At 47.5% G+C, this 24,449-nt stretch carries 20 protein-coding genes; 8 read left to right on the top strand and 12 right to left on the bottom strand.

All coding sequences use genetic code 11. The features are described 5' to 3' along the window. Window positions 1-18: 18 nt before the first annotated feature. The 6 genes from ACJJIZ_RS14630 to ACJJIZ_RS14655 all read right to left on the bottom strand — a co-directional run bounded on the left by ACJJIZ_RS14630 (window position 19) and on the right by ACJJIZ_RS14655 (window position 6,857). A complete protein-coding gene (locus ACJJIZ_RS14630; protein ID WP_444913923.1) occupies window positions 19-900 on the bottom strand; it encodes a DMT family transporter in 882 nt (293 codons plus the stop codon). A gap of 526 nt (window positions 901-1,426) precedes the next feature. Beyond that, on the bottom strand, window positions 1,427-2,731 hold the full coding sequence (locus ACJJIZ_RS14635) for a hypothetical protein (protein WP_444913924.1): 1,305 nt from the start codon (window positions 2,729-2,731) through the stop codon (window positions 1,427-1,429). A 251-nt stretch (window positions 2,732-2,982) separates the two neighbouring features. Next, the gene (locus ACJJIZ_RS14640) at window positions 2,983-3,813 is read right to left on the bottom strand and encodes an IQM protein middle domain-containing protein (protein WP_444913925.1); all 831 of its coding nucleotides are present in this window, start codon (window positions 3,811-3,813) and stop codon (window positions 2,983-2,985) included. 273 nt (window positions 3,814-4,086) lie between these two features. Next, window positions 4,087-4,941 (bottom strand): alpha/beta hydrolase family protein, encoded by an 855-nt coding sequence (locus ACJJIZ_RS14645; RefSeq protein ID WP_444913926.1) that lies wholly within the window; start codon window positions 4,939-4,941, stop codon window positions 4,087-4,089. Beyond that, window positions 4,934-5,869: an alpha/beta fold hydrolase gene (locus ACJJIZ_RS14650; protein ID WP_444913927.1), complete on the bottom strand. Its 936-nt coding sequence runs from the start codon at window positions 5,867-5,869 to the stop codon at window positions 4,934-4,936. Before ACJJIZ_RS14650 ends, ACJJIZ_RS14645 begins: the two co-directional genes overlap by 8 nt. Window positions 5,870-5,996: 127 nt before the next feature. After that, window positions 5,997-6,857 (bottom strand): LysR substrate-binding domain-containing protein, encoded by an 861-nt coding sequence (locus ACJJIZ_RS14655; RefSeq protein WP_444913928.1) that lies wholly within the window; start codon window positions 6,855-6,857, stop codon window positions 5,997-5,999. 230 nt (window positions 6,858-7,087) lie between these two features. Here ACJJIZ_RS14655 and ACJJIZ_RS14660 point away from each other — a divergent pair, with 230 nt between their 5' ends. Both ACJJIZ_RS14660 and ACJJIZ_RS14665 read left to right on the top strand, forming a co-directional pair. Then, window positions 7,088-8,263 (top strand): thiolase family protein, encoded by a 1,176-nt coding sequence (locus tag ACJJIZ_RS14660; RefSeq protein ID WP_444913929.1) that lies wholly within the window; start codon window positions 7,088-7,090, stop codon window positions 8,261-8,263. 11 nt (window positions 8,264-8,274) lie between these two features. Beyond that, a complete protein-coding gene (locus tag ACJJIZ_RS14665) occupies window positions 8,275-8,712 on the top strand; it encodes a cupin domain-containing protein (RefSeq protein ID WP_444913930.1) in 438 nt (145 codons plus the stop codon). Window positions 8,713-8,751: 39 nt separating this feature from the next. On the opposite strand, the gene ACJJIZ_RS14670 is transcribed toward ACJJIZ_RS14665, so the two are convergent. The 3 genes from ACJJIZ_RS14670 to cadR all read right to left on the bottom strand — a co-directional run bounded on the left by ACJJIZ_RS14670 (window position 8,752) and on the right by cadR (window position 10,553). Beyond that, entirely contained in the window at window positions 8,752-9,156 is a 405-nt protein-coding gene (locus ACJJIZ_RS14670; RefSeq protein ID WP_108733067.1) for an acyl-CoA thioesterase, read from the bottom strand. 104 nt (window positions 9,157-9,260) lie between these two features. Continuing rightward, window positions 9,261-10,097 (bottom strand): metallophosphoesterase, encoded by an 837-nt coding sequence (locus tag ACJJIZ_RS14675; protein ID WP_444913931.1) that lies wholly within the window; start codon window positions 10,095-10,097, stop codon window positions 9,261-9,263. A gap of 21 nt (window positions 10,098-10,118) precedes the next feature. Next, window positions 10,119-10,553 carry a Cd(II)/Pb(II)-responsive transcriptional regulator gene (gene cadR, locus ACJJIZ_RS14680; RefSeq protein WP_444897465.1) on the bottom strand — a complete coding sequence of 145 codons (435 nt, stop codon included), beginning with the start codon at window positions 10,551-10,553 and terminating at the stop codon, window positions 10,119-10,121. A 77-nt stretch (window positions 10,554-10,630) separates the two neighbouring features. Between cadR and ACJJIZ_RS14685 the strand changes: the two genes are divergently transcribed. Beyond that, the gene (locus ACJJIZ_RS14685; RefSeq protein WP_444913932.1) at window positions 10,631-12,817 is read left to right on the top strand and encodes a heavy metal translocating P-type ATPase; all 2,187 of its coding nucleotides are present in this window, start codon (window positions 10,631-10,633) and stop codon (window positions 12,815-12,817) included. 15 nt (window positions 12,818-12,832) lie between these two features. Here ACJJIZ_RS14685 and ACJJIZ_RS14690 read toward each other — a convergent pair whose 3' ends face one another. Both ACJJIZ_RS14690 and norR read right to left on the bottom strand, forming a co-directional pair. After that, a complete protein-coding gene (locus ACJJIZ_RS14690) occupies window positions 12,833-13,849 on the bottom strand; it encodes a hypothetical protein (RefSeq protein WP_444913933.1) in 1,017 nt (338 codons plus the stop codon). 347 nt (window positions 13,850-14,196) lie between these two features. After that, window positions 14,197-15,768, bottom strand: a complete 1,572-nt coding sequence (norR, locus tag ACJJIZ_RS14695; protein WP_444913934.1) for a nitric oxide reductase transcriptional regulator NorR — start codon at window positions 15,766-15,768, stop codon at window positions 14,197-14,199. A gap of 171 nt (window positions 15,769-15,939) precedes the next feature. Here norR and ACJJIZ_RS14700 point away from each other — a divergent pair, with 171 nt between their 5' ends. From ACJJIZ_RS14700 to ACJJIZ_RS14715, 4 genes are all read left to right on the top strand, one after another. Further along, entirely contained in the window at window positions 15,940-16,191 is a 252-nt protein-coding gene (locus ACJJIZ_RS14700) for a hypothetical protein (protein WP_444894013.1), read from the top strand. 428 nt (window positions 16,192-16,619) lie between these two features. Next, the gene (locus ACJJIZ_RS14705) at window positions 16,620-17,885 is read left to right on the top strand and encodes a glycosyltransferase family 2 protein (RefSeq protein WP_444913935.1); all 1,266 of its coding nucleotides are present in this window, start codon (window positions 16,620-16,622) and stop codon (window positions 17,883-17,885) included. Window positions 17,886-17,890: 5 nt separating this feature from the next. Continuing rightward, on the top strand, window positions 17,891-18,916 hold the full coding sequence (locus ACJJIZ_RS14710) for an HlyD family secretion protein (protein WP_444913936.1): 1,026 nt from the start codon (window positions 17,891-17,893) through the stop codon (window positions 18,914-18,916). Between the two features lie 305 nt (window positions 18,917-19,221). Further along, complete coding sequence (locus ACJJIZ_RS14715; protein WP_413662142.1) at window positions 19,222-20,454, top strand: TackOD1 domain-containing metal-binding protein; 1,233 nt, start codon at window positions 19,222-19,224, stop codon at window positions 20,452-20,454. Between the two features lie 52 nt (window positions 20,455-20,506). Here ACJJIZ_RS14715 and ACJJIZ_RS14720 read toward each other — a convergent pair whose 3' ends face one another. Next, window positions 20,507-22,147: an acetolactate synthase large subunit gene (locus ACJJIZ_RS14720; protein WP_444913937.1), complete on the bottom strand. Its 1,641-nt coding sequence runs from the start codon at window positions 22,145-22,147 to the stop codon at window positions 20,507-20,509. A 304-nt stretch (window positions 22,148-22,451) separates the two neighbouring features. Here ACJJIZ_RS14720 and ACJJIZ_RS14725 point away from each other — a divergent pair, with 304 nt between their 5' ends. After that, window positions 22,452-24,341, top strand: coding sequence for a potassium transporter Kup (locus ACJJIZ_RS14725; RefSeq protein ID WP_444913938.1), 1,890 nt, complete (start codon window positions 22,452-22,454; stop codon window positions 24,339-24,341). Window positions 24,342-24,449 lie beyond the last annotated feature (108 nt).

Genomic DNA, 24,449 nt, shown 5'->3' on the forward strand with positions numbered 1-24,449 from the left:
GGAGTACTGAGCACCAAGTTACTCTTTGAGCTCTTTCGCCCGCAACCAAGCCAACCCGAGACCAGCGGCAACCGTAATACCCATGCCTATCACACCACGGATACCGAATTCTGTGCCAAACATAAAACGATCAGCTAACACACCGACGAGGATCGCACTATAAAACAGTGCCCCAACGAGGTAAGCAGGTGCAACACGATTAGCGATCGTGTAAGCAAGATTCTGTGGAACAAACAGCAGTGCGGGAATCGCGAGAATCCATAGCGACGATGTCTCTACCTTCGCCCCCTCCCAGAATACAATAGATAAGCTAAAGACCAACATCCCAACAGCGAAATAGAACATGATGCGCTCAGGTGGCTCGGTCCGGCCTGCGACACCGGTTGTGATACTACCCGCTGCACGCGCTACTCCCGCCAGCAACGCAAGGAGTGAGTAGGGATTGAAAATGCCCTGAACACTGTGCTGGATCAAAATGAGGCATACGCCCAAGAATGCCAGTATCGCAAGAAAGATAGTGGCGATACTAACCCGGTGACCGAGGAATACTCGGGCCATCAACATGGCAAAGAATGGATTCGTGCTTTCCAGCACCAGGGCATCTGCGATGGGTATGCCCTTGACCGCCCAGTAGAAGGCAGCAAAATAGACAAAACCTGATATGGAGCGAAGGACAAGGATCTGAGGATTCACCGGCCTTATCCCCGCCACCCCCTGTCGCATCAGAAGAAACATACCCGACAATGGAGCAAGCAATATGACCTGTGCAGCCAATAGTAGAAATGGGCTAAGGCCTGCACCAGAACCCAGCTTACCGGCAATACCAAGACACCCCATCAACACTCCGCCGAGAAGAGCTAATCCAACACCCAGGGAATGATTTTGATAAGTGGATGGCAAACTGTCACTACCTTTGGCAAATAGAGGTCAAACCTGCCTGAGAGGCAATAATGATGCCTTCATTTATGCATCGGGCGGGTCATTACAGAGCAGAACACTATGTAACATTAGCCCTCCGATTGATTCATTTCCTATTGGGCTGGCCAAAGATTTTGGCGCAGTAATTCCTTGCCTGCCGGCGTCAGTTTCCCTGTTACAAAAAATATGAACGTCATAATATGAAAGCTGAGTTTTGACCACTTTTAGATCAAGAGTATTAATCCTGTCCCCAGTTCTACCTCAACAGATATACAGCGTAAGTGACTGTCGGCACTTCCTTTCCACCAGATCTAATCCCAACCCAATATCTCGTTACTTCTCCTTGCGGTTTATATCAAACCCTATGGGCTTTATCGCACAAAGATGGTTGGTAGCCCTAAATTACTTCAAATTGGCGGTGGAGCGTAAGAATCTATAGACGCTCGCTTGAATATGGAGATTATACCTACACCCTATTTATTAAACTCGCGTTATGCCTTGCCAATCGCTAACTTGTATAAATATCACCGCTCTCGGAAAATTCTCTTAGTATCTTCATATATTTTTCCACATACTTTAGAGCGCTTTCTTTGCTAACCAGCGGTTCGCAATATCCAAAAACAAATACCCCTTCTCCATCTATTGTACATGTCACTAGCATTATGGGGTGTTCTCCATGTGTTTGAACGGTCATAACCACACCAAAGTCAAAGAACTTCAAAGGGCCCGTATACTCACCTATATCCCCTACATTGGATACGCAAATTCCAGAGGGAAAGTAATCTTTCGCAGAGCTAGAATCTTTAGCTAGCTGTTCGATCTCTTCGAGATTGTAATCGGGTATAAGTGAAGGCTCAAAGAAATTTCCACATCTAAACTGCATATAGACTTTTTTTTGAATTAAATGCGCGAGACTCAGCAAGTCAAGACTAGTTTCATTTGATAACAAGGATACAGTTAATGTAGTTGTACACTCTCCAATAACATCCCGATCTATTTGGTGTTTACATAAGTACTGGGCATTTATAGGCAACATTAACTCTGTGGTGGAGCAGAAACCGGGTAGTGACCGAGCAGCAATAATAGCAGCAGCATCATAGATAGAGGTAACCTGAACATTCTTATCTTTTGAACGCAAGTACAATTGCTCACATAATTTCTTGGGGAGGACTCGGTAAATAGAACATCCCTTTCGATGTGAGGCATCTGCCGCCTGCTCTACTAACCACTTTGGGAGAGCGCAATTATCACTACTAATTGCCGACTGCGTTTTTTTGAGATGTTTTATTGATCCAATATAGTCCACCACCGATTTTTGCATTATCGAAGCAGAGGGTTTATCTTCTGAATCCCCTCTCAAGTACCGATCCAAATCTCTAACCAAGAGTAATAAGGAGCGCCCATCCATAGCAGCATGGCTTACCATAAAAGCAATCCACTTTACTTCCTCATGATCATTCGCATAAACCGTGAAACGATACACATATTTATCCAGCTCAAGAACTTTACTTCCTAGGCGCTTGAACTCTTTCTGATAATTTAGAGGCAGTGCATCGCGCTCAATCTCAATAGGAATAGCGTCAAAGGCTACATCACAGAACCAATAAGCATGATGATTTTTTTCTATACGAGAACGGAGCATTGGGTGCAGGTTATGGAGGTATTCCATTCCCTTTAGTAATTCTTCGACGCCGAGAGACTTACATGCCCTGAAAAAAACAGCTAGTTGAACCGCACCGCTTGACTTTTCGGTCAGCTCTACAAAAAGTGCCTCTTGAGCCCCAAGCTTACGAAAAGGTTTTGCTTTTTTCATTACAGGCTCTTCCCAATGGGGAGATCACTGCCAATAGTATAGAACGAGAAAAAGCTATATCCATGCCACATTTATAACAAGCGATTCTAGATAATCACTAGGCGCGGACAAAAAAATCATAACTGCAAACGCCAAAAACAAGACTCACATAGCTTAAGAAGCTTGCAAATCGCTTAGACAATCCACATCGCCGCACTCCAGATATACTCGAATATAGTTAGACAAAAATAAAACCATACGCTAAACAAGCTTCACCGCCACCTACATTCAATCGAAGTACTAAAGCTTATATCCGTATATCCTAGCAACAATAACTGGGCACGAAGTTGATCAATGGCAACTGGAGTGGGCCGATAATGGCCAGAACAGGTGTTAACGAAAACTATCTTTCCACCCTCCGCTACGATCTCACCCGCTGCTGCAACACTATCTCCTGCCAGAAACGTCGAATGAGCAAAGACTGGCTTTGGATAAAAGTAACTTGAATATATATTCCCATTTTTATCCATAACATAGATAGCAGCTCTACCATTATAGTCTTCTGCCTGTTGTGCACGCCTAGTATCAAAAAGCTCACCAGTAGAGTCATAAATCTTCCCGTCCATCACCGATAGTTTCGTCCCCTCTCGCTGGGCATCTGTGTAATAAATAACATATGCAGGACACATATATTTAAATTTTTTAAGACACCTTACATCTTCACCCTTGTATTTTGAATGAAGTTCAAAAAGCCTGTAGTTTTTTATTTTTGAATTACCATGTACCGCAACACTAGAGCTACTTTCATTAGCCCTATTCGTATCGTTCATAGTAAGAATCCACTGGGAGATTCCTTCTGGTGCACATCTGCCCGCATTAACCCCATGGTAATTACATGTATTTTCACCTGACCACCAGTCAGTTGGTCTAGGCAATACACTATTGGAAAGACCTACTTCCATTAAGTATTCTGATGTTTCATTTACTTTACTGCTCTCAACTATAAATGACCTATCACGGTAAGTCATACCGCTTGAGGGCTGACCACAATGGAGCGCAGTCAAAAGCAAGGCAATAACTTTCTTTAGATTCTTGACGACCATTAACGGTAACTCTTTCGTAACTGTAAAGGACAGGAGAATACAGTGGGCTCAAAATGCGCTGTGAATAGGTGATTATAAGCTTTCAGCCAGCATCTAAGCCTATATTATCCCGCACGCACTGTATTTTTCTTCGCAAATTTAGGTTATTCAGTCATCAAAACCCACTCTAAGAAGAACACCCAAGACTAACCAGCAGGACCTGATATAGAAGAGTAAATAGCATGACGAGTGGGACGACTTCTAAATCAAAATAGAAATGGTCCCCTTAGATGCTCAAGCCGCAGTATTCAACCAACCTAAAGCATCCCTCCACAAACTATCTTCGTAGCGCGTCTTGAAGAAACCAAAATGACCTATTGGCTTTGTATCCACGGCTTTAGCATTCACAATCTTTATTTCGGTATTTGCATTACAATAGAACGCCTTAAGAGCCTTCACAGCCTGCAGTGGAGCAAAATCTATATCATCATCTATGTATAGAAACTTCATATTGCACTCTAGACGGGAGAAGCCATCTCGTACGGGGCTACCTCTCTGGTCAACAATATAATCTTTATGGCGCCCCCAGTAGGCCCACTGCCGGGCAACACCTGCGGGTAAACTTTCACCTCCGAGGAAAAGGCCTGGAACCTGCCCCAAAATATTTGATAAGAGCGGTATCATAGCGAACCAAGCAAACAATATTTTGGGCCTCTGACGCAATCCCCAGTGGCCCCAATACCCGCTTTGGGAGGATACACAGTAGACACTAGCAAGTTGGGTATTGTTATCTGCGAAGCCAATAATTTGGCCCCCTACACTATGCCCCACACAATGCCAGGTTAGCGATTTGTATTGGCCAGTAGACCAATCGATAACAGTGGCCAAATCGTACTCTCCCCACGCGCTCATAGATAGTCGGGAGTCTCGTTGATTGGCAACCGCAGACTTACCTATACCTCGATAGTCATAGGTCACTACCAAGTAGCCATTCTTAGCCAGGAATTTTGCAAATTCAGCATAATAGCCCTGCTTGACCGCAGTAGCCGAATTTATGATTACCCCCGCTTTAGGCGGACCTTTTGGTGAAAATAGCGTTGCCCCGAGAGATAGGCCATCCTGAGTTACTATCCGACATTCTTCAGTCATTACTTGAGACCTCCATGTCTTGGTCTAATACAAAATTTATGAGAGGACCCAGCACCACATCCGGAGCCTCCAGCTCAGGGAAATGTCCAGCTTCTGCTATGCATAGTAGAGAGGCCTCCGGGATCATATTCAAACTTGAATGCTTACAAGTACATTTATGAGAAAGGTCCCGCTCCCCCCAAAGAAATAAGGCTCTCACTGTTAAGGGTTTGGAGAAAAGAGTACCCTGCAAAGGAGATTCGCCGACTAATAATCGTTGAAAAGCTGACGCCAGATTAAAAGTTGCTCCATGTTGGTAGGCTTGTTGGGCCAATTCATTAAACGGTGTGATCAGCTCACTCCTCCCTAGCGCAGCTTCAAACCAGGCAAGTGTTCGCTTACGTTTCAGAGCTTTTAGCAACAACTGACTTAAAATTGGCTTACTCAGCAATCCTCGTGGATCTCTTCCCTCCTTCCATCTCAACATTTCTCCCCAGCTCGGTACTTGAGATAGCACTATGTGGTCAAGCAAATCTGGACGCTTGTACGCAAGTGCAATTGCTCCAAAGCCGAGTACGCATGGAGCAACAAGCGTCACACATCCAAGGGCAAGGTTTTGTAAAAACACCTCGGTAAGACTAACCAAAGATGCAAAGTTATAATCAAGACTCGTTGAAGGAATGGAAAAACCAAAGCCAGGTGGTTCAAATATTACAACGGTGAAATCACTCGGAACTTGGCTTGCAAGATAGTCATAATGCTCAATAACAACTGGCGGATCTGCTTCAAATACAATTACACGGCTGCCTCGCCCTATTTTTCGATAGCGAATCACACAAGAGCCCAAATCCATAAACTGAATACCATCTCTTGAGTGAGCTGCGTACCCTTTAAGGGTTTGACTTTTAAGCAAACTCGGCACAAAGCCATCTATAACTGCCGATATCATACTCTGGCCACCTGATTACTTTAGATACTCAATCAGATAATCCTAGGGAAGTGACAACACTGCGACAAATGGGTTTTTCCTTAGGCTCAGGCAAGAAAATCTTGTCTGGGAAAATAAAGCTAGGTGATTAACCTTCTAGGGAATGGACAACTTCTATAAACCAGCGAACAAATCCTTCAATAATTTCGTTACCCTCCAATGACTTGCTAAAGGCAAGATACAAAGGAGCCAGCTCACTGAATTTTTCAGGGTAGAGTAATTCAAGCTCTCCAGATCTGACTTTAGGCGTTAGTGCGGGAAAGTACCCCATTGCGACTCCCAACCCTTGCTCGGCCATCTCGAGTACGGGTTGTAAGCCATCACAAGTCAGCGTCTCATTAAATTCAACTGATAAGCCCCAATCTGCCGACCATCTTTGCCAACCCAGCTTATCTGTAGACAATTGGATCTGATTTGCTCGATCGCTCTTCAAGTAACCCGGCGCGCAAACCGGTGAAATTCGCACCCTTGAGATCTCCCGGTAACACAAATCATCATTCGACTCCTTGTCATAACGTATAGCAACCTGCAGCTCGCCAGGGTCTATGCTGGCGCGGGCGATTTGAGACTCGATACTAATACACACTGTGGGGTATAGCGCTTTAAAGGATTTGATATTTGGGGCGAGTACTGTATTGGTCAGAAATGGAATACTGTGGATGGTAAGTGTTTTATTTTGATCCCGCGCAAGTAAATCCAAAGTTGCCCTTCGAATCACTTCCAGTGCCTTGGCAATTTTCAGATGGTATTCCCTACCAACACCCGTAAGTTCAATAGTTCGATTGAAACGAATAAATAGCTTGGTTTGCAACTCCGCCTCCAGCGCTCGTATCTGGTGCCCAACAGCGGAGGGTGTTACATGAAGCTCTTGTGCAGCGTCCTTGAAGCTTAAGTGCCGAGCGGCCGCATCAAAGGTTACCAGCAAGTTAGTCGAGGGAAGTTTCCGCATGAAGAATACTGTGATGCCATACCATTATTTTGTGAATGGCAGATTATCATGGGTACTACAGGCTCCCTCAACGTGTTAGCTGCCAAAATTGAGGAGAATCTAGCCCAAAACAACCCCTCCCGTTGGAGCGGTTACGCTTGAAAGCAGCTCCAAACTCACCTCCCTCCTGCAAGCCCCTCTATCTGATCTAATGTAAACACATCCCCTCCCCGATCGTGTGAGCTACACCCATGAGAGATGTCGCCGTTGTTGCCTATTGCCGAACTGCCATCGCCAAAGCCAGGCGGGGTGCGCTAAATGAAACTCACGGTATTTCTATGGCTGCCCATGTCCTGAGGGAGGTGGTTTATAAGGCGGGTTTAACGCCACAGGAAGTGGAAGACGTTGTGCTGGGGTGCGGCTTACCCGAGGGAGCTACCGGACACAATGTCGCACGCAACGCGGCACTCTTTGCCGGCTTTGGGTCTCAAGTGCCGGGGTTTACTATTAATCGCTACTGCGGCTCTGGCCTTAACGCGGCTTCTATTGTGGCCAACCGTATTGCCGCAGGCGAAATGCAAATTGGGGTGGCCGGTGGCGTCGAGAGTATCAGCCTGGTGCAGTTCAACTTGAACCTGAACCATTTTGTCTATGAGCCCTTACAAAAGAAAGTGCCGGCAGTTTGGTGGACCATGATCCAAACGGCCGACTATGTCGCCGATCAATACAACATCAGTCGCGAAGATCAGGATCGCTATGTGGTTGAATCACAAAAGCGTGTTGCCGAAGCTCAAAAGGCCGGAAAGTTTGCCGAGGAAATCACGCCGTTTGATACGGTAATGGCAGTGAAAGATAAGGAGAGTGGCGAAACCAATCGCCTGAAAGTCACCTTGTCAGAAGATGAAGGCCCCCGCCCCGGCACAACCATGGAAGCCCTCTCTGCGCTGGAACCGGTGAACACAGGAGGGACGATAACTCCCGGTAATGCGTCCCAATTATCCGATGGGGCCGCAGCGATCGTCATGATGGATGCTGAACTGGCAGCGCAGAGAAACCTGCCTATTCTGGGGCTGTTTCGCGGTATGCAGCTGGGAGCGGTAGCGCCAAAAGAGATGAGTATTGCGGTAGCGCCAGCGGTCAGTCGCCTTATGAAGCGCCACCAACTCACCCAGGATATGATTGACCTTTGGGAGCTACATGAGGCTTTTGCCGTAACCACCCTATACAACCAGGCTGAACTCAAAACCCCTTGGGACATTACTAACGTTAATGGCGGAGCTATTGCGCTCGGCCATCCCTACGGTATGTCGGGCATCCGCTACCTGGGTTCAACCCTGTTAGAGCTGGGGCGGCGCGACGCCCATCGGGCAATTATTGGTGTCTGCACTGCCGGCGGTATGGCGACAGCTGCTTACTTAGAGCGATAAGGAATCAGCCCATGAACACCTGGAAGCCTATGGCTGCCCTCGTATTACTGCTACTGCTCCCCTTGGCGGGTTATCTACAGGAAAATATGCAGGGGGTAAAATTTGACACACTGGTAGAATCGACCAAGGATTGGGTCGGAGATACCCTACCCCAATATCCAAAGGGGCAGCCAGAGCTCTCTGTGGTGCGTGTGACAATCAAGCCCGGCGCACGGCTACCAGTGCACAAACACCCCGTACCTAATAGCGTCTATGTTGCCGAAGGCACTTTAAAAGTTACCCTCGTTGACCAAGATAAAAGCCTAACTTTGGATGAGGGGAAAGCCTACGTTGAAGTCACCGATATGTGGCATTTTGGGCGCAATGAAGGCGACAAGCCGGCGACACTTATCATTTTTTACGCTGGTGCTAAGGGAATTCCGACAACGGTCTTTCAAAAAGATAATTAGGAAGCACCCTACTCTAATAACTTGCCGATGAATTGGCAGCTAACTGACGCGCAGCAGGGCCTCTCTAAGATAGCCAGGTAATGGGGTCTTTAGCTTTTCAGGGGATGATAGAGTGACATAGGTAATATTGGCGGTGAACGCTAGTATTCCATTCTCCAAAAAGCCTTTCGTTTGAAACGTAAAAGAGTGATTACCAATATCCGCAACAGAAACATGGATACTTAATTCTTGATCCCAGGTTACAGGGGATAGAAATTCCAGGTTAAAAGCTCTTACAGGTGTAAGAAAACCCAGTTGTTTCATTCTGGCGATAGCAGGCCCTTCAAGCAAAACAGCCATTGCATCATGGGTTGCCTCAAGTGCAAAAGATGAGAACCTTGGGGTGTATACGATTCCCTCGGGATCACAATCCCCGAACAGTACTTTTCGTTTGACGGTTATCATCGTATCAACCCGTTATTTCTTATCTGGGATGGAATTATATGTGAAGGCCTCCACTCCATTCCTACCAAACAACCTACCCAAATCCATCATTGAGGGATCATGCCTCAAGGACTAAATATGGATAATACAGTTACTTCTGGTGGCACCAGGAAACGTACCGGCAAAATACTGGTCCCTACCCCAGGGCTTACATAGAGGTGTTTACCACCTTCCACAACATGCCCAATAGCAAAACGCTGCCCGTAACTTGAAGGTACTATGGGCCGCCCAATAAACGGCAAGTAGACCTGGCCCCCGTGAGTATGCCCGGCGATAGTCAATGACAGCTCCGCAGGCAGTTCGGGGAATATATCCGGATTATGAGTGAAGGCCAATATCGTCTCACCCTCATCTATCCCCTGCATTGCTTTTTTAACATCGTGAGGACCCTCCCAAAAATCACTGATTCCCACTAGCCGTAATTTACATTCGCTACTAACCAGACTTACTGACTTATCCTCAAGCACTGAAATCCCCTGGCTTTCAAGGGATTGCTCAACCCGCGCTGCATCAAGCCACCAATCATGATTTCCCAATACGGCAAACACCCCCATCGGGGCCTTGAGTTCTTTAAGAATTCCCGCTGCATCCTCCGGCGGAACGAATTTACCTCCAACAACCCCCTGAATAACAAAGTCACCGGGTAGGAGAATAAGGTCGGGCTGGCTTTTATTAACAGCCTCAACCAGGTTTTGTAAGCTCTTCCGCCCCTTGTAAGGGGAACCTACATGCAGGTCAGCAAGTATCGCGACCCTTAGCCCATTACATTCCTTTGGCCAGGCATCTACGACAATATCATCTTCATTAATTCGGAAACTTGCAGGCCCAACGATAAATGCCCATACGGCCAACAACAAACCAATACAAAATAATACGATAAAAGTTATACGCCACTTACTCAAAACAAGGCCCAAAATTTACGACTAACACTCATTATTATTTGCCGGATGGCCATGACAGCTACAATCTGTCAGCTCCCGCATAATGTCACAGGCATTAATTGCCTGACCACCCTCACATCGATTGCGTAAATCTACCAAGCTTTTTCGCAACTGCTTGAGCGATTCCAGTTGTTTTTCGACTCTTTGAATTTGATCATCAACCACGCTATCAATATCAGTGCAGCTTTGCGATGGAGCCTCTTTTAATCTCAACAGGTTGCGAATATCCTCGAGGGGGATATCCAGAGAACGACAGTGGCGAATAAAACGCAGTTGTTCCAGGTGAGACTCTGAGTAGAGCCGGAAATTACCCTCTGAGCGAGCGGGCTCTGGCAGTAGCCCTGCCTGCTCGTAGTAACGAACCGTTTCCACTTTGCAGCCCACTCTCCTGGCAGCTTCACCAATTTTGTAAGCCATGCCACTCCCTCTTGACTCTATAGTTACTAGAGGGATTGTAATACTGGCTCACCGACTGATCTATCCGAGAGTGAATAATGGTCAAGCGCGATTCCAGCTGTGGCTGCAGCGGGGCAACCCAAGCCGCAACCATGACGCCGATTCAAAACACCAATAACAACAGCGACAAAGGTGACCTGTCCCTGTTCTCCATCAGCAAGATGGACTGTCCCACTGAGGAGGGGTTGATACGCGCCAAGCTCTCCGGCATACAGGGAATTTACCAGCTAGACTTTAATCTGGTGCAGCGAATCCTACAGGTGCGCCACGCGCCAGGTATGGAGAGCAAGATCCTCAACACCCTAACCCCTCTTGACCTGGACGCACGCCTGGCCACGGAAGATGACATCGATTCCGCGCCACCTGCCACCCATGCAAACTGGTGGTTATTGGGCGCGGCCGGTTTGGCGGCGATTGCCTCCGAGGTCGTATTCTGGTTACAGGGGGGAAACAATTGGCTGGTAATGATACTGGCCCTGGCCGCTATCGCTGGCGGCGGACTCACGACCTACAAAAAGGGCTGGATTGCGCTCAGCAATCGCAACCTGAATATGAACGCGCTGATGTCCATCGCGGTCACCGGCGCCCTGCTTATCGGTCACTGGCCCGAAGCGGCAATGGTGATGGTGTTATTCACCCTGGCAGAATTAATTGAAGCCAAATCCCTGGATCGTGCCCGCAATGCGATTCGGGAGTTAATGGACCTGGCCCCGGAAACCGCCACCGTACAGGGGCCAGATGGCGAGTGGGTTTCCATGTCAGCCAAGACTGTTCCGGTTGGCACAACCATCCGGGTGCGCCCCGGCGAACGTATCGCTCTAGATGGGGAAGTAATACGCGGCAATTCAGCAGTAAACCAGGCCCCAATTACCGGAGAGAGCCTTCCGGTAGACAAAGGCCCTGGAGATGAACTTTTCGCCGGCAGTATCAACGAATCCGGGGCACTCGTGTACCAATCTACGGCTGCTGCCAACGATAACCTGCTCGCCCGAATCATTCATGCGGTGGAAGCCGCACAAGGTAGTCGCGCGCCAACCCAGCGCTTTGTCGACCAATTCGCCCGCTGGTATACGCCCCTGGTATTTGCAGTGGCACTGGCTACTGCGGTAATACCGCCGCTACTTTTTGCCGGCAGCTGGATGGAATGGATCTATCGCGCACTCGTGTTACTGGTAATCGCCTGCCCCTGCGCACTGGTAATCGCAACTCCTGTCACCATCGTAAGCGGCTTGGCATCGGCCACCCGCCACGGAATCCTTGTTAAAGGCGGGGCCTACCTTGAGCAAGGGCGCCACCTTCGCTGGTTGGCATTGGACAAGACAGGAACCATCACCCATGGCCTGCCAACCGTCACGGATTTTAAAGTGTTAGCGCCAATGCCCGCGGAAGAGGTACAAACCCTGGCGGCGAGCCTAGCTGAACGTTCCGATCATCCGGTATCCAGGGCCGTACTGGAGTTTGCTCAGATTCCCCACGAACGTCTGCAAGAAGTGGATACTTTTGAAGCCCTGGCCGGGCGCGGCGTCAGGGGCAGAATTCAGGGGGATCAGTGCTACCTGGGTAACCACCGGCTTATTGAAGAATTGGGCATTTGCTCCGCCGAACTGGAGCGCCAATTGGGAACCCTTGAGGAAGAAGGGAAAACTGTTGTGATGCTGACCCGGGAGAACTTCGTACTGGCGATATTTGCTGTCGCCGATACCGTGAAGGAATCGAGCCAAAACGCCATTGAGAGCCTTCACAAGCTGGGCGTGAAAACACTGATGCTTTCCGGGGACAACCAACACACTGCAGATGCGATTGCCAAACAAGTCGGCATCGATCGGGCTGAAGGCAACCTACTGCCGGAAGACAAGCTCAGAGAGGTGGAGGCTCTATCTGGAAAAGGCCAGGTTGGCATGGTTGGCGATGGCATTAACGATGCCCCCGCCTTGGCACGTGCTGATATTGGGTTTGCGATGGGAGCAACGGGAACCGACACAGCGATAGAAACCGCTGATGTGGCCCTGATGGACGACAATCTGGGCAAGATCGCCACCTTTATCCAATTATCTCGTTCAACGGCCCACATTCTTTGGCAGAACATTATCTTGGCGCTGGGCATAAAAGCGGTCTTTCTAGTGCTTGCTTTTGCCGGAGAGGCAACCATGTGGATGGCTGTTTTTGCCGATATGGGTACCAGTTTGTTAGTAGTCTTTAACGGGCTCCGAGTGATGAGAAAATAATCAATCCCACCCAAGTTAGTCAGTGCTGGAGAGCGGCACCTCTATGTTATTCTTAGCATCGATCACAGCACTGATTAATTCCGCCGGCTGATCAACTCCGATATAAATCCGTCTTACCTGCCCAACTTGCCTGTTTAGTTCGATAAGAATATTTGGATTACCGGAAAAGTTAAATCGTTTTATAGCTTTCGACCTTGGAATGTAACCAGAGCTTTGGGCAATAGAATGGATATCACTTAGACAAATATTCTTCTGATTAAAGAGGCCAAACCTTACTATGAGGTAGTCATTATTAAGAGATATTGGTCTACGCCCCATTGACCTATATTCAGCAACCAAAAATAGAAGCCCAAACAGAGTTAAAAAGCTGATAATATTTGCTGCCATTGGCGACCAAATAAAGTGTAAAAGGAGATGTACTATTGGCAGTTCGAATAAAATAATAAAAATGAATCCGAGAGCAGTAGTTTTTGCTCCAGCCTTCAAATGATAACTAAAATGTTTACTCCCATGATATTGGCTTGGGTCAATGCGATGACCAAGGAACGTGAACATCCAAACACGGGCCTCGAACTCCAATATTTGTGCTAACACTCCCCCACCGATATATTTCTCCACTGACGAACGTATTGCGATATCGGGGTCTTCATGGTTGAAGGCTGCCCCCCTAATTGCCGAACACATTGTAGCTATAGCCGTCACTTCAACTATAACCAAGCCTGCCAATAGCAAGTATCTCCCCATCTCCAGGTATGGCCAAAGGACTTTACTTTGATTAGGGATAATGTAACTTCCAACCAATACTACCAGGCTTCCAAAGACCAGTATTTTTAGCAGTGCGTCCCGCTTATTTTTGGAACAAATTAAACACAGAATAGGTAAAATAATAAGGCCATCTATCAGTAGCAACCACTCGTAATTAGCGCGACCGTAATCATTTAGGGGGCCGTTAGAGCTATAGTATAAGCCCCAAAAAATGGAGATACAGATTAGAAATAAAAGTGGAAAAATCTTTTTTAGCGCCGCGTTCATTGCTTACCCTATCGAAAGAAGTGCAACGAGCAAAATCACAAACCTAAAGCTGTGACTTCAACCAATCTTTAAATTTGATAATGCCGCGTGCAACCAAAAAAGGAACCAGAAACTGGCCACTCATCTGAAGTGCAAACTTTGGCCAGAAATCTATTTCTTCAGAGAAGAATGACAGTACAAGATTGCCTGGAAATAAAAATGTACCAAATACGGCCAACCCCCACCAATAATTTTCCAGTTATACGCAAATGCCAGTAAGCCGATAGTCAGGGAAATTACCCCTACAACCAGCGAAAACCGTAATCCTTTATCGCTAATCAACATTGCAACTCCTTGCTTAATATAGATTACTTACCTCGAACAACCTCTTTCTTGATGTAAACACCCAATCTTTTAGCGAGACGCACCAAGTTCCCTCGGTCTACGGATAGTAATTTGGCCGCTTTACTCCAGTTCCCATCGGTCTCAGCCAGGGCACGCCCAATTAGTTCGCGCTGATAGTTTTCCGTTTCCCTCCTTAAATCAATAGCCTCAGTCAGCGACTCTACCGGTTTCTGCGGAGGCTTCTGAATAACCAGGTCATCGGGAATTTCAATTTGTGCTGCAGTAATGGCAACAATAGCTTCTGGAGAGCTACCTTTGCGGGCCCTAAGGGCTGCGCGGCTGATAATATGTTCCAGCTCGCGAACATTACCCGGCCAAGCGTATCGATGTAGCTTATTGGTGGCCTCTGTACTGAGACGCAACTGACGAAAACCCAGCTTCCTGCGGGAGCGCTCCAAGAAGTAATCTGCCAACAGCAGGACATCATTATCCCTCCGGCATAGCGGTGGGACTTCAAGGGGATATACAGAGAGGCGGTGGTAGAGATCAGCTCGGAAAGTACCGTTTTCAATCCCTTTGCGTAAATCCCTATTAGTCGCCGCTACAATACGAACATCTACATGCTGCACCGTATCTTTGCCTACCGGTTGAATCTCACCACTTTGCAATACACGCAACAGTTTGCTCTGCACCACAAGCGGTAACTCGCCAACCTCATCCAGGAAAATAGTGCCGCCGTTCGCCAGTAAAAATTTGCCGGGCCTCTCGCGATCTGCGCCGGTGAAGGCCCCTTTTGAATGGCCAAATAGTTCAGCTTCCGCCAGGGTTTCAGTCAGGGAAGCGCAATTCAGATAGACTAAGGGCTTCTCCTTGCGAGTCGACAACCTGTGGACGGTACGGGCCACCAGCTCTTTCCCCACTCCCGTTTCACCGAGAATCAGCACGTTGTAATCCGACCCAGCCACGAGCTCTATCTCACTGCGCAGGGACTGCATTTCCGCGCTCTCACCAATTAATTCACCTCCATCTCGCTCCAGAGCCTGCTGGGTCAGGTCTTTCACCAATTGCTCGGCATGCTCAGCGGAGTGTGACAGGGCCTTTAGCTCTAAAGCTGTGCGTAAAGTGGCCGCAGACAGCGCGGCTATCAGCTCCAGGGTTCGATCACTGATTCGGGCATAGGCATCCGCAGACATGCTATCCACTGTTACCAGACCAATCAGATGGTTATCTGAATAAAGAGGCAAGCCCATACAAGAGTGCACGGGAAGATCTCCCTCCCTATCCAACAGCAAACCATCGAAGGGATCTGGTAGCTGACAGTCAGAGGGGAAGCGGACCGGGTGTTCCGAGGCGCAGATCTGCGCAAGCCGTGGATGCTCATCAATCAGGAATCGCCGCCCCAGGGTCCGTCGGGCAAGCCCTTGGACTGCGAGAGGGGTGAGTGTATCGCCGTTGAGCCCAAGCAAGGCAACGGCATCGCATTTGATCGCTTTGCGGATAGTAGACAGCAGGCGCTCAAAGCGATCGCTGTTGTTAAGGCTGTTAGCCAGGTCCAGAGCCACTTCGAGCAGTAAGGTTGCGTTGGTATCTACCATAGCCAAATCAGTCCAAAAGACCTTTTAGAGTCATTATGACACAGCAGCGATAAAGGTCAATTTGACACATAAATACCAGGAATAAGCCGTAACTCCTTGTTTTTATTGGCATTTATATTTGGCATAGCAGTTGCTAAAGATAGATTGACGCCGTTTGAACCTGAGGCCGATATGCTGAATACGGAAAACCCCTTACTGCGTGAGCGTTTCAAGCTTCTGCTAAAAGCCGGTAACTTTACGCTACTTCTGTCAGTTCCCCTGCTGATTCTGACAATTGTTATTTGCTACCCCCTATCACACCTGTTTTCCATTCCCGCGCAAGTCGCAGGACATATCTTTATGGTGATTAGTGCGACGTTTCTAAAACTGGGCTATATAGGTCGTGTGGTTGCTCAATACAACCTGGACCTTGAGGTTCGATAAAGGCTGAACCGCCGCCTCCGAATTCCCCCTTCCTAATAGCAGCGAATAAATCAACCCAGAGCCCCTGCTGGCTCTGGGGTTCAGCATTGCCCGACACCTCAAACCACCGTGGACTATACTGACAGTCTCAGGTGACGCATCTCCTTGTGGCGACACATCAAGTCTGCAAGCACTTAATTGATTGATGAACAAAGGGCCAAAGTCAGGGGGTATCAAAATTGGGCTTAGCCTTAACAAGCAATGAGTTGAGAGCCCTTACCAATGAATGGAATCCAAGCGTAAGACCCACTCCGCACACTCAATCCCCTCCCCTTCTCAAAGAGGTACTGCCAGACACTAGCAGTGAGCCACATACGTTCGCTCCTATATCACAGATAGGTAACAGCAATAGCCGAGGGCCGCATTCGCCTATTGGGGAGCAAACCTAAATGTGGGAAATGATCGATGACGGAATTACTTTCTTTGCCACTCAGAGCTACGCCACTCTCTTTACGATGTTTTGGATTGTCGTGGTGTTGGAGTTTCCCAGATATTTAATGTCGTTTTTTACCTCTGTATTTTTTTTCGCCTCCAAACCTGAATTTGAAGAAGATATAGAGTCTTTAGGCAGACTCACAGCGGTAATCGCCGGTCACAACGAAGAAAACTCTATTGAAAAGTGTGGCGAGCGCTTACAGGAACAGAGCTATATCCCCTATGAAGTCATCGCAATCAGCGATGGCTCCACAGATAAAACCCGAGACGATATTCACTATCTGCAAAACAAGGGCCGCTTGGATGGCGCTCATGCAACAGAACTGCGTGGAGGCAAGGCCTCAGCCCTCAACTTAGGACAGAGATTTTCAACAGGCGACTTTATAGCCTCAATTGATTGCGATTGCACCTTCGATCGCCACGCTATGAAATACGTGATGCAAGGCTTTGCAGATCCCAGGGTTGGCGTGGTTTCAGGTAATGTAATTGTCCGAAACTCCACAGAAAATATACTCAGCTCCTTCCAGGCCATTGAATATGTAATCAGTATTTGCTTGGGGCGACACTCCCTAGCGATGCTCGACCAAATGTGTTGTGCCTCCGGTGCCTTCAGTGCTTTTAGGGTATCCGCAATGAATCAAATTGGCGGCTTTGATGCCGGCGGAGGAGAAGACTTAGATATCACCTTTCGTTTGCGGGATTACGGTTGGAAAGTGGAATTTGCACCTGAGGCGATTTGTTATACCGATGTTCCCACCAGCATCACAGTTCTAATGCGCCAGCGCTTTAGGTGGGAACGGGATGCGATTCGCCTTCGCTACCGCAAGTACCTGCATTTTATTAATCCGTTCCGCCAAGGAATGCAGCTAAAAGAGTTTTTTCACCAATATGAATTCCTGGTTTTCAATGTTATTGCCGCAATAGCTTTACCAATCTATTTAGTCTGGCTATTTGTGCGCTATGGCGACAATGCCTGGTTTATTTTAGCGGGAGCCCAGGTTGTATTAATTGCACTCGATACAATTACCTTTGCTTTAGCTTCTTACGCAACCCCAAAAGTCAAGTCACTTCCCCTTTGGCCCTATATTCCTGCCTATAGCATCTTTTATGTTAACTTTATGCGAGTCGTAAGACTGTATGCTTATGTTCAGGAATGGATCTTTAGAACATCCTATAAAGATTCTTTCGCCCCTTTAAAAGTACACCGTGTTCGTGAGTAGCTTGAATGAAGGCTCTGCGAAAACGACTACGCCCAGATAGCTTCGAAAGCGAGCAGCGAAAAACCCGAGGATCTGCCAGCCGACGAATATATCTGGCTTTGTTAATTTTATTTGGTATTGGCGTTATTCGCTATATATGGGGTGACTGGTTTTTACTGCGAAGCGATGGGTTAGTACTACGCGATCAAAGCGTTATTGAAATGGGCTATCTAGTAAAAGTAGTAGAGGTTGCCGTAGATGAAGGGCAAGCTGTTCGAGAGGGCGAGTTACTCTTAAGGATTGAATCAATGGAGCTACTGGAGCGAATCGCCGATCTCTCCACCCGCCAAGCTAACCTAATACAGATTTCTGCTGAATTCACTTTATTGGCAGAGACTGCTAAAAAACTACTCACTCCCGCCAAGGAGCGTAAAGTACAAATTGGCCGAATCGTAGATAGAATCAATAAACTTGCAAATAAAGGAGTAGTCAGCGAAGTCGGTTACCAAGATGTATTGAAAGATAACTTCGAGGCCAGTGAAACCCTGGTAAAATTACAAGTTGAAAGCGCCACCCTGGAAGGAAAACGTAGATCTGTTGATGAGGCAATTTATCGCTCCGAACAAGCGCTAAGAAAACTGGAGGAGCATTACAATAACGGTATTATTCAAAGCCCCACTTCTGGTCTAGTTGGGGCTTCAGTCCCCCATGTCGGCAATGTTTATGATGCTGGGGAGCCCCTTATGTCTATCTACACCGGGGAAGCCTATGTCCTAGCCTATCTACCCAATCAATATCAATTCGTGATCAAGCCTGGAATGGAGGTATTGGTTACTGGTGGACGCTTTAAAGACAAAGGGGTACTAGTAGAAATGATCCCCCTCTCAGCCGCACTACCCCAGGAGTTCCAAAATACATTCAAGCCCACATCGCGTAATCAGTTAGCGAAAATAGTCTTACTTGACCCATCAAAATTTCCGGTGAACGAGAAAGTTACCATAACCCTAAAGATTGACTGGATTGATGTCATTATTGATAAATTTATTAATTAACTCCCCCCAGATGACGACTACCTTTTATGTCATACAGTTATTCCTAATTCCTGCCAGGGACGTAGGGCACCTATCCCTGCCTATTGCCAATTTTTCACCTATCTTTTCTTAAATACTCAACAATCTATTCAGTAAAAGGGACGCCATATACACCACAGGTTACACAGTTACGTATAACTGGCATGAAATAAGCTAAAACACTCAGTTAATCTTTCAAACGCCAGCTGTTATATAGGTGTGGAGGAATCAGCATCTCCTTTTTAAGTGACGAATATAGCTTTTTTCGCTGGCCCGGCGACTCTAAGGTGACATCGCATACCGGTGAATCCAAAGACGCTATTTTGATTGAGGAGCCAGCATCAGTAGATGACCTGACGCATATATGGCATATGCGTGGTGGCTTGTATCTACTCCCGGTTATTGATCTCACTGGAACAGTCGGCGAGAAGGCAGATCTGGATTGCTCAAAGCTTAGTGCGCAGGATATGCCCGTTGTGAGCCAGGTTATTGACGACTTTCACTATCGGCGCGCGCAAGTCCACCTGGATTTCCACACCACTCAGAAAGATAGCGACAAAATACTAGCGCGATTATTTGTATCTGGCGTAAGTCTCTCGCCGCACTATAGCCCCAACTCCAAAGCTACTGTTGATTTTAATATTATCCTCGATAGCCCGACGGTTGTGACGGAATGTGAAAAACTGATCGAATCAGGATTTCTACAGGGCAAGTTTTTCGATCGACGCCATATCTGTAACGGCTGTGGGGGTTCTCAGTTTAATGTCCGTGAAGAGTGCGCGGTATGCAGATCCTCTAACCTTACCGAAGACTTCTATCTTCACCATTTCAGCTGCGCTTATTTGGGTCGTGAAGCTGACTTCAGGGAGGGTGAAGACCTGATTTGCCCCAAATGTCGAAAGGAGCTTTTACACTTCGGCAGTGACTACGACAAACCCGGCACACTGCTTATTTGCAATGCTTGCGGCCATGCCAGCTCAGAAGTGGAGATAGGTTTTTTGTGCCTCAACTGCCAGAAAGATACCGACAGCGAATCCATACGCACCGGGGATATTCACAGCTACGACATTACGGAACGCGCCAGTAGCTACCTAAGAGCTGGCTATGCATTTCTCGATTTTACTGACCATAACCCTATGTTCGCTGACCTACCCTTCACCCTGATCGTAGAACTCAACCAGGCGGCAAGAGCCTGGAAAGAGAACAAAACAAATTTTTGCTTGGTGAATATCAACTACGAACATGCTCATGAACTCGAAGTCGAGCATGGGCCCCGACAAACAATGCAGAGCCGCCGCCAATTCATAGAGAACCTTCATGGAGTTTTATGTAGAGCTTACGAAGGTATACGGAAAGAGGACTTTATTACCGGGAAATATGAAGATTATATGGTTCTACATGGAATAGCTAAGGAGGACATACTCGAAGATCGCAGAGAAATGATCAAGATTGCCATGTCCTCCATAAGGCTGGATATTGGCCCCTACTTTAAAGTACTCGGGCCCGAGGAGCTTGTTTAAAAGAAAGCCGAACACCTCCCTGTTACAACTACCTTACCCGAGCCGGCTACCCCTACAACTTACTCGACAACTCGCGAATCTCATGATTCAGGATACGGTCGTTGTGACTGTAATCCACGGGCACATCCACGAGATGGACCCCGCCCGCCCTACAACATTTTTCTATCATCGGCTTAAACTCATCCGTGGCCGTTATTCTGTGGCCATGAGCACCATAGGATTTTGCATAGTCGACAAAATCAGGGTTACCAAAATCCAGACCAAAGTTATCAAACTCCATCATGGCCTGCTTCCACTTGATCATACCGTAGGCATCATCGCGCAAAATAAGTACGATAAGGTCAAGCTTTAATCGAACTGCCGTTTCAATCTCCTGGGAGTTCATCATAAAGCCCCCATCCCCACAAATTGCGACCACACGGCGGTCTGGACACACTAACTTGGCAGCCATTGCCGAAGGCAAGCCCGCCCCCATCGTTGCCAGTGCGTTGTCGAGCAGCACGGTATTCGGGGCTAAAGCAGGATAATTCCGCGCGAACCATATTTTGAACATGCCATTATCAAGCGCAATAATGCCCTTCTCCGGCATCACTTCGCGGAGATCCTTTACCAGTCGTTGCGGACGAATTGGGAAAGTGGTGGTATTTGAGCCCTCCTGGATATGCTTTTGAAGCGCGGCTCGGATACGGTGCGCATCGGTAAAGCTCCAGTGACCCTGGGGTTCCAAGTGCTGGTCCAGCTGCCACAAGCTGTTGGCAATATCGCCAACCACCTCTATCTGTGGGAAGTAGACCGGGTCCACCTGCGCTGAATTGAAGTTGATATGTACAACTTCCGGGCCACCGGGACGCATAAAGAAAGGCGGCTTTTCTACAACATCGTGGCCCACATTGATAATCAGGTCGGCCTGCTCAATGGCCCGGTGAACAAAATCCCCGTCGGATAGCGCGGTATTGCCAATAAAGTGCGGTCCCGATTCATCAATTACTCCCTTACCCATCTGAGTTGTCACCACCGGAATACCCAGCTTGTCGACAAACTTGCGCAACATTTTGGCGGTTAATTTACGGTTTGCGCCTGCTCCCACCAACAGCAGCGGTTTACGGGATGCCTCAATGGCTTCTGCAGCTTTGCGCACTGCCTTCTCTTCGGCAATTGGCCTGCGGTTATAGCTGGGCTCCAAGACCGGCATGGTGGAGTGTTCACGGGCAATATCTTCAGGAAATTCCAAGTGGGTTGCCCCCGGCCGCTCCTCTTCAGATTGCCGAAAGGCTTCACGGACATGAGCTGGCACATAGTCGCCCCCCACGATTGTCTTTGTGAATTTGGTCAGGGGGCGCATCATGTCAACAATATCAATAATCTGAAACTGCCCTTGCTTAGAACTTTTGATAGGTTTTTGACCGGTGACCATCACCATCGGCATTCCACCGAGCTGGGCATAAGCTGCGGCAGTCACCAGATTCGTGGCCCCCGGACCTAAAGTAGACATGCAGACACCAGGCTTGCCCGTAAGCCGACCATAGGTAGCAGCCATAAAACCGGCACCCTGCTCATGACGCGTGACAATTAGTTTTATCTTTGAGCCCCGCAAAGACTCCAGCATATCCAGGTTTTCCTCACCAGGAATCGCGAAGATATACTCAACACCCTCTTTCTCCAGGGCACGAATAAAAAGGTCCGATGCTTTCATTGGGGAGGCTCCTGTAGTCCCACCTTACTAACAATAAGATCCCCGCCAAAAGAGCCGTTTTTATAACTGCCTGACACGATTGCTCAATTACGCGGATGCCTCTCTTACATCTCACTTTATCGGCTCGTAAGTTTGCACCCTGCACAGTAGTTCACATGGTGCCTTAGCAATGTATTGCTAAGATCAGTCTCAGGGAAAATTAATTTCTTGCGCGCTGATATCCACCATCCAAGTGATGACAGCAAACTCCCTGATAAGTCTTAAATCACTGCCTTTGTATGACACCGGATGATAAGAGTTGCAAATGGAATCTCGCTCAGAAGGCGCAAGAAAACACTGGGTTCTATCACTTGCCGCTCTCGGGGTTGTATTTGGTGATATCGGCACTAGCCCACTCTACGCATTTAAACTGATTTTCCACCCCCGGTTTGGAATTCCCCATAACACCGAGACCATTATTGGTGGGGTCTCTGCTGTCTTCTGGGCACTTACCCTCATTGTCACTATTAAGTACGTCATATTGGTAATGCGCCTGGATAACCGAGGAGAAGGTGGGATCATGGCGCTGATGACACTGGCCCTGGAAGCGACAAAAGGGCGAGAATTATTAAGAAAGCTCATTATCGGCGGCGGGATCTGTGGCGCGGCACTATTTTTTGGTGATGCCGTTATCACACCAGCCATCTCCGTTCTCTCCGCAGTCGAAGGACTGGAGATAGTCAACAAAACTCTAAAACCGTTTATCCTGCCAATTTCTATCGGCATACTCTTTGGATTGTTTTTTGTACAGCGCTTCGGCACCGAAACCGTGGGGAAACTGTTCGGCCCGATTACCGCCATCTGGTTCTTAGTTTTGCTGCTCGCGGGCCTTTACTGGGTGCTCCAGAATCCTGTAATTCTCCACTCCATTAATCCCTTGCATGCTGTTAGCTTCCTCACTAACCATGGCATGGCTTCATTCTGGATATTAGGTGCAGTATTACTGGTGTTTACCGGAGGAGAGGCCCTATATACCGACATGGGGCATTTTGGACGCATGCCTATAAGAATTGCCTGGATAGGTTTGGTGTTCCCCGCCCTCGTGTTGAACTATATGGGACAGGGCGCTCTACTTATTAGTGACACCTCTGCGGTAGACAACCCCTTTTACCGGATGTACCCGGACTGGTCGCTCTACCCAATGATTATTCTTGCAACTGTAGCAACCTGCATCGCTTCCCAGGCCTGTATTTCGGGGACCTTCTCCCTGACAAAACAAGGAATCCAACTTGGCTTGATGCCCCGTTTTGCCATCCGGCACACGTCATCAGCACTCGTGGGACAAGTTTATATGCCCGGGGTCAATTACCTATTAATGACAGCGGTAATACTAGTGGCAATTCTCTTTGGAAGCTCAGTCCACCTGGCTAGTGCTTATGGTGTGTCAGTGAGTGGCGCAATGTTGATTACCTCCTGCATTGCAGCAATCGTGTATCGCCACTACCTCAAATACAATCTGCTAATTTGCCTAGCTGTCGGCTCATTCTTTGCTTTTATTGATTTTGCCTTTGTTACTTCAAACCTGGCAAAGATTGGCCACGGGGGGTGGTTCTCTATAAGTTTAGCCGCATTTATTGCGATGCTGATGATTACTTGGAGAGATGGAAAAAAAGCAATAAATTGTTACTTGCAGGGTAAGAATTATAAATTGGAACCCTATTTAAACTCACTTTTTGATAACCCCCCATTACGAGTACCTGGAACAGCGATATTTGTGGGAACCAATCAACTCTTTGTACCTCATGCCCTAATATACAATTTGAAACATAATAGTGTCCTTCATGAAAAGAACCTTTTCCTAACCGTTACGTCGGCCAATACACCAAAAGTACTACCAAAGAATCGAGCAATCATTAGTAAGATCAGAGAGGGATGCTTCAGGCTAATCTTACGTTATGGATATATGGAACGCCCAGATGTCGAAGGGGCCATAAATAAACTCAACAAAATGCACCTTTTGGATATAGATCCAAGTAAGTCTTCTTTCTTTACCTGCCGATACAATATATTTCCTGTTAAAGGTGGCTATAGCAAAATGGCAAATTGGCGAGAGCGGATCTTTGCTGCAATGGTAAGGAATTCAAGCAGTGCTATTGAATATTATCGTATCCCGGCTAACAGGACTGTCGAAGTACAAGAGAATATAATGATCTGAATTGACAAGCTATTTTATCAAATAACTGACGAGCTTATGAAACTCACCTTAGAGTATAGAGAGAAATAGTTAAAACATGCTGATCATACCAGCCTGCTTCCTTTACGG

It is taken from the genome of Microbulbifer maximicatervae (SeqCode) (assembly GCF_052467225.1).